The sequence below is a fragment of the Endozoicomonas atrinae genome (assembly GCF_001647025.1).
Taxonomy (GTDB): domain Bacteria; phylum Pseudomonadota; class Gammaproteobacteria; order Pseudomonadales; family Endozoicomonadaceae; genus Endozoicomonas; species Endozoicomonas atrinae.
Genome location: NZ_LUKQ02000181.1, coordinates 1 through 11,102, shown reverse-complemented (window position 1 = coordinate 11,102; position 11,102 = coordinate 1). Strand labels below are relative to the sequence as shown.

10 protein-coding genes and 2 pseudogenes are annotated in these 11,102 nt (G+C 46.5%); 4 read left to right on the top strand and 8 right to left on the bottom strand.

Annotated features, from left to right (window positions below; genetic code table 11):
* Positions 1-190, top strand: a pseudogene (locus AK963_RS35665) (IS630 family transposase); the annotation flags it as partial.
* Positions 191-216: 26 nt separating this feature from the next.
* Entirely contained in the window at positions 217-408 is a 192-nt protein-coding gene (locus AK963_RS20010) for an NAD(P)H-dependent oxidoreductase (RefSeq protein ID WP_066017200.1), read from the top strand.
* Between the two features lie 66 nt (positions 409-474).
* Here the strand turns inward: AK963_RS20010 and AK963_RS20005 are convergent, their stop codons facing one another.
* From AK963_RS20005 to AK963_RS19990, 4 genes are all read right to left on the bottom strand, one after another.
* Positions 475-723, bottom strand: a complete 249-nt coding sequence (locus AK963_RS20005; protein WP_066017202.1) for a YfhL family 4Fe-4S dicluster ferredoxin — start codon at positions 721-723, stop codon at positions 475-477.
* A gap of 65 nt (positions 724-788) precedes the next feature.
* Complete coding sequence (gene coaD, locus AK963_RS20000) at positions 789-1,271, bottom strand: pantetheine-phosphate adenylyltransferase (protein WP_066017199.1); 483 nt, start codon at positions 1,269-1,271, stop codon at positions 789-791.
* A 323-nt stretch (positions 1,272-1,594) separates the two neighbouring features.
* Positions 1,595-2,989, bottom strand: a complete 1,395-nt coding sequence (locus tag AK963_RS19995; protein WP_066017198.1) for a PP2C family serine/threonine-protein phosphatase — start codon at positions 2,987-2,989, stop codon at positions 1,595-1,597.
* Positions 2,990-3,149: 160 nt separating this feature from the next.
* Positions 3,150-4,607 (bottom strand): coniferyl aldehyde dehydrogenase, encoded by a 1,458-nt coding sequence (locus tag AK963_RS19990; protein WP_066017197.1) that lies wholly within the window; start codon positions 4,605-4,607, stop codon positions 3,150-3,152.
* A gap of 282 nt (positions 4,608-4,889) precedes the next feature.
* Here AK963_RS19990 and AK963_RS19985 point away from each other — a divergent pair, with 282 nt between their 5' ends.
* Positions 4,890-5,543 carry a TetR/AcrR family transcriptional regulator gene (locus AK963_RS19985; protein WP_066017201.1) on the top strand — a complete coding sequence of 218 codons (654 nt, stop codon included), beginning with the start codon at positions 4,890-4,892 and terminating at the stop codon, positions 5,541-5,543.
* Positions 5,544-5,714: 171 nt separating this feature from the next.
* A complete protein-coding gene (locus AK963_RS19980) occupies positions 5,715-7,646 on the top strand; it encodes a hypothetical protein (RefSeq protein ID WP_139117544.1) in 1,932 nt (643 codons plus the stop codon).
* Between the two features lie 44 nt (positions 7,647-7,690).
* Here AK963_RS19980 and AK963_RS19975 read toward each other — a convergent pair whose 3' ends face one another.
* The 4 genes and pseudogenes from AK963_RS19975 to AK963_RS35660 all read right to left on the bottom strand — a co-directional run.
* Entirely contained in the window at positions 7,691-8,785 is a 1,095-nt protein-coding gene (locus AK963_RS19975) for a malate dehydrogenase (protein WP_066017195.1), read from the bottom strand.
* A 243-nt stretch (positions 8,786-9,028) separates the two neighbouring features.
* The gene (rsmD, locus tag AK963_RS19970; protein WP_066017194.1) at positions 9,029-9,661 is read right to left on the bottom strand and encodes a 16S rRNA (guanine(966)-N(2))-methyltransferase RsmD; all 633 of its coding nucleotides are present in this window, start codon (positions 9,659-9,661) and stop codon (positions 9,029-9,031) included.
* Positions 9,662-9,703: 42 nt separating this feature from the next.
* Complete coding sequence (locus AK963_RS19965; RefSeq protein ID WP_274520541.1) at positions 9,704-10,741, bottom strand: homoserine dehydrogenase; 1,038 nt, start codon at positions 10,739-10,741, stop codon at positions 9,704-9,706.
* A gap of 171 nt (positions 10,742-10,912) precedes the next feature.
* Positions 10,913-11,102, bottom strand: a pseudogene (locus AK963_RS35660) (IS630 family transposase); the annotation flags it as partial.

The window sequence follows — 11,102 nt, the reverse complement described above, 5'->3', positions numbered from 1 at the left end:
ACCATTCGCACCGGAGTTAAACAGCTCAGAAAGGCTATGGGAGTGGATGCGGGAGCATGACTTATCAAACAAAGCATTTTCAGGTTATGAAAATATTGTAGATTGTTGCTGTGAAGCTTGGAATAACCTTTGCAGCGAAGCTGGTCGACTGTTCAGTCTGTGCTCCCGTGATTGGGCAGTTATACAGTAGTTAGAAAATTCAATTGGTATTACATCATGGCTGCTCGAGGCGGGCAGTATTCTGGTACTGAATACGATACACAGACGGATCTTGTTCGCCACTTTCTTGGCTTTATCGGTATCCAGGATGTTGAGTTTGTTTATGCAGAGGGGCTTAACATGGGAGATGATATCAAGAGCCAGGCAATCAATGATGCAGTGGAAGCAATAGATAATCTCGTTGCATGATGAAGAACCTTGAATCAAAAAAAATCCCGGGTGCCGCAAAAGTAATGATACTGTTGCGGCTCGTTGTCAGGCGGCAGTAATGATAAGGTATTTATCCATCAACTCATCCTGAGTTTCTTCGCAGTCCGGGTTCTTCGGAATGCAGTCCACTGGACAAACCTGCTGACACTGAGGTTCATCATAATGGCCAACACACTCCGTACAGAGTAGAGGGTCAATCTCGTAAATTTCTTCCCCGGGTGAAATAGCACTATTAGGGCATTCCGGTTCGCAGACGTCGCAGTTGATGCAATCGTCAGTAATCATTAAAGCCATAGGTGACCTTTGGAATTCAGCTCCGCCTGATTCAGGCATGTAAAACAATTCAGGCGGTTAGTATCTCAGTTTCCGTTGAACTTATCTGTCAGTGCTTTCTGAACACATGGCGATACAAATTTGGAAATATCCCCACCAAGGGAGGCAATTTCACGAACCAGAGTAGAGGAAATATAGGAGTATTGCTCTGCAGGTGTTAGAAAAAGGCTTTCCACTTTTGGTGCCAGCACCCGGTTCATATTGGCCATCTGGAATTCATATTCAAAGTCCGAAACGGCTCTTAACCCCCGGAGAATAACCTGAGCCTGCTGCTCTTCCACAAAGCTTGCAAGCAGAGAGCTGAAACCAGTCACCTGAACATTTGGCAAGTGAGCGGTGGACTCTTTGGCAAGGTTGACCCGCGTTTCCAGATCGAATAGTGGCCTTTTTTTGGGGCTTTCAGCAACGGCAATAACAATGGTATCAAACAGCTTGGCCGCTCTTTCAACGAGATCCATATGGCCCTTGGTAATAGGGTCAAACGTACCAGGATAGATTACCTTGATCATTAAAAATGACTCTCCGGCCACAAATCCAGCAACAGATCAGAGATACAAGAAATATCAAGAATTCTACTTTTCATTAGAAAACTGTCTTGTAATTGGTTGGACAGACCCCAAGTGAAGCAGCCCACTGATCTGCGAATATGGCGACCTTTTTTTAGTAAAAGGGCATGTTAACGAAATAGTCAAAAGGGTTCAAATGATCAGAGATCTATCGCGCTTAATGTAGAGAATATAAATAGTTTCAGGAGTCCCACATACATTTGAACATAGCCAAAAGCATCCAGTCTCCTGTTAATAGCCTGAGAATATTAAACTGTAATGTGATCTTAACCGGCGGGTGGAGCAGATGGCTGAAGCTGGGTTACCATAACTGACATATTATCCCCTGAGCCAGCTTGATAAGCCTTGGCTACTGGCCGTGCAGCAGCGACGTGGACAGGCTTGCCTTGATCCAGTTGATGTTGAACTGTTCTGGCAATATCTTCCGAGAAAGCTACCTCGGTAATACCATCACAAACCTGAATGAGTGTTCCTCTTGAGCATTCACCGGCGGGTATTTTGGTGACTTTGCCGCGGGCACTGATGGCTCCGTTCAGAGAGTGGTCTCCTAAAGATCTGGCTACGGCCAGCTGCCCGTTAACTCTTGGGGTTCCATTAACATTAATAACGCACCCCCCTCTTTTCTCAATGGAGTGCTTATATCTGGGGTCATCAGGTTCGGCATCTTCACTGATTTGACGGGTTTGTCCATTGTTATCAATCAGAATGGCTCTGGAGTCGCCAAGGTTAATTACCCATAGATCACCGTTGATCCGCAGGGCAATATTGGCCGTTGTGCCAGATTTTTGCAGTTCATGAATAAAAGGTTCAGCAGGTTGCCCCGGTGGTATCAGAGGACCTTCATTATCCAGATCAACCAGCGCCCACTTAAGTGCATTCCAGATGCCGGTATCGTTTAAACCATCTGGATTCCATTTCTCAAGACTTCGTTTGAGGTGCCTGATAATATGTTGACTTGCATATTGTGACCACCCACTTCCCCCGTGCCCATCGAAAATGCCGGTGATATCAATTTCAACAGGCATGTGGTTGATCATGACTGTAAAACGGTCCGCTATGTGAGCATCTTCCATGTTTGGTCTTGCTCCCTGAGAAGAAGCAATACCTGTTTGAGTACCGGGAATGGGCTCATAGTGAATGGTAGCTTTTCCTGAGAAAGGGGGAATGCGTCGAATAATCTGAGCGTGAGTTCTGTCAGATGGTAGCTCAATCCCAAGCATCCCCTGATAATAGACAGCAGCCCTTGGATCACCAGCAAACGCTTTTGGGCAATGAGTAAGCTGCCTTTCTGCAGCGCATAGCTCTTTTTTCAGTTTATCCTGAACTCTCTGTGGATCAGTGACAACTTTGTACTCCAGGTTTTTGACAGGTTGAGGCAGTTTCTGGACTGCTCCTTGCCGGAGAGCGGGTGTTGTTTTTGAACGGGTAAAGGGATAAGTCAGGCAGTTAAAAATATATTTGTATGGTGTAACACTGGCGTATATCAGAAATTTCAGAAGAGACTTGATGGTGTACATGATGGCCTTGCCAATCTTACAGCAGACATTGGCAATGGTAGCTACTGTACGCCCTAACCAGCTGCCTTTTTCTTGAGCTTCTGGTGCTGGGGGCTGGTCAACTCCAGTGGTTTGGGAGCAGGCAGGTGTTACAACTTGATGCATCAAAGTAGTCACTATGTGATAGATACATATAGTGACTGACCTTGCTGACAGTGGATAGTTCAGTATTCCCCGATAGAAAATCGAGGAAGGGGAAAATGTCAGATGCCTTTGACGGAAAGGCGGCTCCTGAAGTAAATCAGGAACCTGAAAATGGCAGGGGTTATTTTCCTCCGGAAAGGAATGCCAGCATTTTTTCCTGCAGCCATCCGCCATAGGGAGGATAGATCATTTTTGCACTGTTCAACTTGCCTTTAGTTAACACTGCTTTCGCTTTGGAAAATGTCTGGAAGCCCTCGTAACCGTGGTAGTGTCCCATTCCTGACGGGCCTATGCCACCAAAAGGCATATCTTCAACCGCAACATGGAACAGGCACTCATTGATGCAGACTCCACCGGAATGAGTCTGCTCCAGAACCTTTTCCTGATTTTTAGTATCAGAACCAAAGTAATAAAGTGCCAGCGGTCTGGGTCGTTCCTGAACAAATTGAATCGCCTCTTCAAGGCTATCAACACCAATAACAGGAAGCAGAGGACCAAAAATTTCTTCTTGCATAATACCCATGCTATCGGATGGATTCTCAATCAGGTGGATGGGTATTCGACGGCTTCCGTCGTTAACTTCTTCGTTACCTGGCGTATGAACAGTTGCTCCCTGCGCTTTGGCATCATCAAGCAATTTCAATAAACGCTGATGGTGACGGTCATTGATGATAGAGGTGTAATCATTATTCCCGTTGACCTTTGAGTACATTTTTCGAAAGGCTTTCAGGTAATGTTCAATAAATGCGGCCTTTTGGTCATTTTTTACCAGAATATAGTCTGGTGCTACGCAGGTTTGACCAGCGTTCAGGGCTTTTGCATAGCAGATTCTTTCAGCCGCTTCCTGAATGGGAAAGTCGTTATCCACAATAACTGGTGACTTGCCTCCCAGTTCCAGAGTTACCGGTGTCAGATTTTTTGCCGCGGCCCGCATCACATGGTGCCCGACTGGTGTAGAGCCGGTGAAAATAATATGGTCAAAGGGCAGGCTGGTAAACTCGGTAGCGACTTCAGCATCACCACAAACCACCGTGACCAGATCTGCCGGGAAGGTTTGCTCAATAATACGGGCGACCAATTCAGAAGTTTTGGGTGTGAACTCTGACATCTTGATCATGGCCCGGTTGCCTGCGGCAAGAATCGTCAGTAATGGGCCGAGAGACAGGAACAGTGGATAGTTAAAGGGCACCACAATGCCCACAACGCCCAGCGGCTGGTAAACCACTTTGGCTGAAGCGGGTAATAGCTGAGGGCTCAGCTTGCGCTTGCTGGGTTTCATCCATTTTTTGAGTCGCTTGAGCGTATAGTGGATATTGCCAAGGTTTGGCATAAATTCGGTAAGTAAGGACTCACTTCTTGCTCGTCCACCAAAATCAGAATCTAAAGCAGAGAGTAATGCGTCCTTATTGCTCAGCAATGCTTTCTCAAGGGCCTTTATGCGGGCCACCCGTTCCTGATAGCTTGGGTTAGGGTCTTTCAGAAAAGCTTTCTGCTGAATGGCAAGAAGATCTTCCAGAGGGGTTGTGATGTGCTGGGTTACTTTCCTGTGCTCTGTAGTGATGGGGTCGGCAGCGCTCATGATTATCTCCCTCTATGAGTTAATTAATTGTTTTAGTTGTTATTTTTCTTTTTAATCTGTGTTTCACAGCCATGTTGAGAGGGTTTCTGCACTGATGACAAAGAGCAGCTCAACAAAGCCTCGAATAGCAGGATTAGCGTGTTTATGTTATTTTTAGAGTAATTACTCTAAATCGTCAATCCCTTATTATTGTGAAATGTATTTTGCCCTTTGTTTTCCAAGGCTGAGAATAAGGCAGAGCCGTTTACTACTCTCAATGGTTATTTGGTTAAAAAAGTATTTATGGCTGGAAAGACTCGCAACAAAATTCTCACTGCTGCGCTACAGCTTTTCAATGAGCAGGGAGAGAGAGTTGTAACGACTAATCACATTGCCAGCGATATTGGGATATCCCCTGGCAATCTTTACTACCACTTCCGAAATAAAGAAGCGATTATTCTGGCTCTGTTTGACGATTTCCAACAGACCCTGACGGAAGAAATCGTCCTGCCTATAGAAGTCGGAATAACACTGGAAGACAAACAGCAATATCTGGAAGCCTTACTGGCCAGTATGTGGCAATACCGCTTTATATTCCGGGATCTGCACAGCGCTGTAGCCCGAAGTGATGAGCTTCGGGCTATGTTCCAGGGGTTTGCCAGGCTCTGTATCAGTATGATTGAACAGGTTTTCAGAGGCTTGATTATTTCATGCCTGATGAAAGCCAGCGATGAAGAAATTGAAGCGCTGGCTCTGAATACCTTCATGGTACTGACCAGCTGGCATGAACTGGTACATGGTGTTTTGCACCCTGAGCAGAAAGAGCCCTCCAGAGAAATGCTGAACCGGGTTATTTACCAGGTGTTAATCATGGATCGGGGGTTTATTACAGCAGAAGCCATGGAGTCTTTTAAAGCGCTGGAGCAGACTTACTTCTCCTCCCTGGATATTCAATAACCCATATTTATACCCGTCAACTTTTCAGGACACCATTATGAGCTGGGTGACGCTTCAGGTAATTAGCGAAGAAAATGTATTTGCTTTTACTTCTTGATTGAGATTCAGCAACAGTCGTCGATGTAAAAGGAATAATTCCCATCATTGAAGCTTATTCTGGTAAGGCTTCAAATGGATTTACTTTTTCAGGAAGAAACTATGCCCATTCCAGGTACTCATAATAATCGCACCCCTCTTACACCGGTTCAGCATGACGATCAGGAACCAGTTGGTAAACAGGGGGGGAAGGAAGTTCTGGAAGTGAGGGGTAAAGGGTTGCGAGCACACTCCTCTGATAGCCGATATGAATCAACAGTGCCCAGAAAAAGAAAACTGGGCAACATGAAAATAAAATCTGCACCTCCTCAAAAAAAACTCATTCGCAGTAGTCATCAGGATAAAGAAAACCTGGATCTTTCCATAACGGGCACAGCAATACCTCTCAAAACTAAAGGTACAAAATCTAAAGCTGCACAAGAGGCTTTGCCTGAGAGGAGCCAGGTTGCAGCGTTATCAAAGAACCAGCCCGCAGAAAAGCTTGACACTGATGGGCTGAGTAAGGAGTTACGTCAATCTTTTCTGGCATGGAATGATGCAATCAGTGGAGCGAAAAATTATACGAGCGCAGTTGTTGAGCATCTTTTTGATGAAAGTTATCCAAAGGGTGATGCAAAAGAGGCAAAAGCCAAAGCGAGCGCAAAGATAGATGCGCTACTGGAAAATCCGGAATCGAATCTTGCCAAATTTGAAAGTACGCTCCTGGAAACCTGGAAGCAAACGGCATCCCCGGCTCATATTGATGTTCTAAAAAGTAAATTAAAGGGTAGATTGGTCGTTGCCTGGGCGAGAATGAGTGGGGGGGACCTTTATAAGTTACAGGTAGTGACTGAAGCGCTCTGCTTACAGCCTGGAGGGGGGCACTATCAAACCAGGGAGCTGAAAGAGTTCATTAAGCATCAAGATAGAGTGCTTGAAGAGTTTCGGGATGGCTTTATCTACGATGGTGAAAATGCAGTTGATCCTCTGCAACCCAGTGGGAAGGTGCATCGCAGTAATAAGAAAGTAATTTCAGTTGAATCTTCTTATCTACGTTCGGAGCCTGGAACTGTCAGGAACGACCGGAATCCTGATATCAGCCTGTCGAATGTAAATGACCCTTCTGGGCTTAAGGTGGAAAATGATCTTGTTATTAAAAATGCGGCTGGAGGTGTTGTAACCGATTCAGTTTCTTTTTCTGAAGGTTCATATTCTTGGCATGGCGCTTCAGTGGAAATGGAGCTCAGGGATGAGAAAATTGCAGGACAATTGAAAAGCAGAAACCCTAACGAAGATGGTGAGTTTGCAGCGAGAATACGAGCCTATATTAATCACCATTTGTCACATGATCGAGATATTAAGGAGCTGGGTATTGGGGCGGATGCAAATATCTGCCTGTTTGATGATGATCCGGATTCTGGTGTCAGGAGCCTTAAGCCTGGAGTACAGGAAATTCTTGATGAACATCATCTGGCTCTGATCGTTCCCAGCGGCAGGGTAACAAGAGGCAGACCTATATCTGATCAGCTGCATAAGAATGCGAAAGCTACAGGCCTGTCGGGTTACCGGGATAGTATGTTGCTAATGGAGCCCGTGACTTCGGAGAATTTGCAGATATTCAGAAAACTGGGGAATGATTCTGCTTTGAAGGAGGATATTTTTTTCCCTAGGAAGACACTTGAAGGTGATGACATTAACCAGTCAAGGCCAGAGGAGCCAGAATCCATCACTCATCGGTTACTGGAGGATCGTAATCAGTTCAGCTTGGACTTTAAAGATAGAGTGATGACTGACCATGCTGTTATTGTTGGGCCAAACTACATTGTTGGTAATACTGCAGATGCCAAGGGAATTGCAACGGAGGTAAAGAAGCTAACTTACGGCGAGTCTGAGTCCGCAGAGGTCTGGGGCCATGAAAGGCCTTCTGAAGATCAATATAATGAATTAACAGGGGGGACTGCTCGGGTGCTTGCAGGCTTGTTCAATGAAATAGTTGCTAAGACAGCTGCTAAAGAGAAAGGCTCATAATTGAGCCTTTCCAGTCTTTTGTATCAATCGATAAGGTTTATTGCTTAGCAGATACGGTCAGCCTTGTAGTAGGACTCCCCGGTATCAATACCTGCATCAAACTCAGTCTGGCCACTGCGGCTGGAAGTTCTCAGCTCTTCGCGGGAAGCAGCGGTTTCTTTAGGCAACAGATGGTCTACAGCTGCTTTTTCTTCCAGAAGTTCCTGTTCAGTTTTCTTCATCATTGTCTGACCATAGTCATTAATGTGAAGATTCTGAACAATCTGGTAGCTGCCAAACTCGCAGACGACAGGGAAAGAGTAGTAGATGCCTTTGGCAACACCGTAGCTGCCATCGGAAATAATACCCATGGATACGATGCGGCCATCACTGCCCAGAGCCCAGTCACGCATATGGTCAAGAGCAGCCTGTGCAGCGGATGCAGCACTGGATAGGCCACGCCATTCGATGATTTCAGCACCACGCTTCTGGATACGAGGTGTGTATTCTTCCTTGTACCACTTCTCATCGATCATATCGATGGCGGCTTCATCACCCAGTACCTGAGCATGGTGCAGATCAGGGTACATGGTTGGGGAGTGGTTGCCCCACACGCAGACACCTTCGATATCTGAAGGGTTTACACCCAGCTTGTTACCCAGGATGCCTTGCGCACGGTTGTGATCCAGTCGGGTCATGGCACAGAACTGGGATGGGGCCAGGTCTGGAGCATTGCGGGACAGAATCAGGCAGTTAGTGTTTGCAGGGTTACCAACCACCAGGGCTTTAACATCACGGTTAGCTACTTCGTTCAGCGCTTTGCCCTGTTCGGCAAAGATAACGGCATTGGCTTCCAGCAGGTCAGCTCGTTCCATACCCTTGGAGCGAGGACGGGCACCAACCAGCATGGCGTAGTGAATGCCACGGAAACCATCAAACGGATTGTCGTGCAGGCTGATACCGTGAACCAGTGGGAAGGCGCAGTCTTCCAGCTCCATGGCAACGCCACGAAGTTTGTCCATAGCCTGTGGGATCTCAACCAGTTGCAGGATCACAGGCTGATCAGGCCCCAGCATTTCACCGGCAGCGATTTTGAACAGCAGAGAGTAGCTGATGTTGCCAGCTGCACCTGTGACCGCAATTCGTACGGGTTGTTTCATGGGGAACTGCTCCTTAGAGTTTTCAGGTTCGTTCTTAGATTAGGAATACGTCCAAATCGCCATGAGCCATTCTTTATGGAAACTTCTTAAACTAAAAAGTCGTAAAAGAGACACCCGACCCACGGCATCCATAATTGTAAGCCTGTGGATAATACAGCGTTCAGACGCACTGTTTATTTGATAAAGATCAGCCGCGCACAGATTACTGATATCGTTTCGGTAAGTCCATATGTGAGGCGTTGATTATTGTTGTTTTTTTATGCGAGACCAGAGGCTGAAGCTTACTTGCCCAGCGGTTTTACTTTTCTCCAGCTGCCAGTTTTCAGGGACAGGCAAAGGGTTCAGTTCTTTCTCTACTTCAATGTAAATACGGCTGTTTTCACTCAGGTAGCCATTGCTCTCAAGCAACTGGCATGCAGGCTCCAGCAGATTCATCCGAAACGGTGGATCCAGGAAAATCAGGTCAAAGCTGGTTTCAGCCGCTTGGTTTAGCCAGCTAAGACTATCAGTCTCAACAACGTTCGCATGCTCTGCTTTTAATAGAGCGAGGTTGCTCTTTAACGTTCTGGCAGCGACCGGGCTTTTTTCCAGCAGGGTTGCTGAGGAGGCACCTCGGGAAAGTGCTTCCATCGATAGCGCTCCGGTACCACTGAATACATCCAGAACCCTGGCTCCGGGGGTAATCATTGTCAGCCAGTTAAATACCGTTTCTCGCACACGGTCCGATGTCGGGCGCAATCCCGGAACATTGGCTACGGGTAACTTACGGCTTCGCCATTCACCCGCAATAATACGCAGCTGACCACCACCGGTGTGACCAGATGCTGTTGCAGGGTGTGTGGTTGAACGTTTTCTATTTCGTGGTTTGCTTGTCATTGACGAGTATCTGCCAAAACGGATCTGGCGCGAGGATACTCTTTAGTCCCCCCCAAGATCAAAGGGGGCAACCCGTATCTTTCTGAAAGAAGGTAAATGGTCATCCAGTATACTTGTGATCTTAGACTCCTGAGCTTTCTCTGTAAGCAGATGTACAGTTTCAGGCTCTCCTGGACTGGTGGTTTGTATTTGAACTACCTCCTTAACCATGACTCCTCTATGTTCCAGAGTTGCTGAGAGTGATTCAAGAGTGCAACCTTGCCCCCTATTTACCTCTCCACAGAGCAGGAACTCGGTTTGGAGATCTCCGGGTGGGATGACCGGCTTATCTGTTAGTTCAGAGCACGGGAAGCCAAGAGAGTACTCAGCTCTGGAGTGAGGTGTTGCTATCGACTTGGCAGCTTGTGAAATATCAGCCATGACTGCGGAGGCTGTTGGTTTGGCCCCAGCTCCAGGGCCACAAAGTGTTAGCTCACCAGTAAGGTCGCCTTTAAGGCTTACTGCATTTTCTTCATATTTTACGGTTGCAAATCGGTGCTCTTTTGGAATCAGTGCTGGATAGACTGCCCGATATACACCTCTATCTGTTTCACAGGCGATGGCAAGTGGTTTGATTACATACCCGCACTCTGCTGCTGCTTTGATATCCGGTGGTGTTATTTGGGAGATTCCTTCCCGGAAAATAGTATCTGTAAAGGGTACCTTAAGGGTCATTGCGCTTAAGATGGCAAGTTTGTTGGCAGCATCACGACCCTCTACATCTGCAGAGGGGTCAGCTTCAGCATAACCTTTGTCCTGAGCATTTTTTAATGCTGTTGCATAATCTATCGCATCTTCCTGCATAGACGTCAAAATAAAGTTGGAAGTACCGTTAACAATACCCGACACAGAGTGGAAGGTATTTCCGGGAGGGTTGTTCTTCACATGATTTATCACAGGAATTGCTCCAGCAACGCTGGCCTCAAAACCTATAAGCACCTTATGTTCATCAGCCAGTTGGATAAGTGGGTTACCATCTTTTGCAAGTAAGGCTTTGTCGGCTGTTACTACGGGTTTACCTAGTCTTATGGCCTTTTCAATGAGCCTGTAAATAATTCTGTGTAAACGCCACCAAAACTATTACTCCTTGAACCGGTCAGGAAACATAATTTCAAACCGGTTCATGGCTGCTTTCCAGTTCCTGATCGGCATGGTCCATTTCTCGGAAGCTTTTTCCATGGCCAGATAGATTATACCAATTGAATTTTCTAACTACTGTATAACTGCCCAATCACGGGAGCACAGACTGAACAGTCGACCAGCTTCGCTGCAAAGGTTATTCCAAGCTTCACAGCAACAATCTACAATATTTTCATAACCTGAAAATGCTTTGTTTGATAAGTCATGCTCCCGCATCCACTCCCATAGCCTTTCTGAGCTGTTTAACTCCGGTGCGAATGGT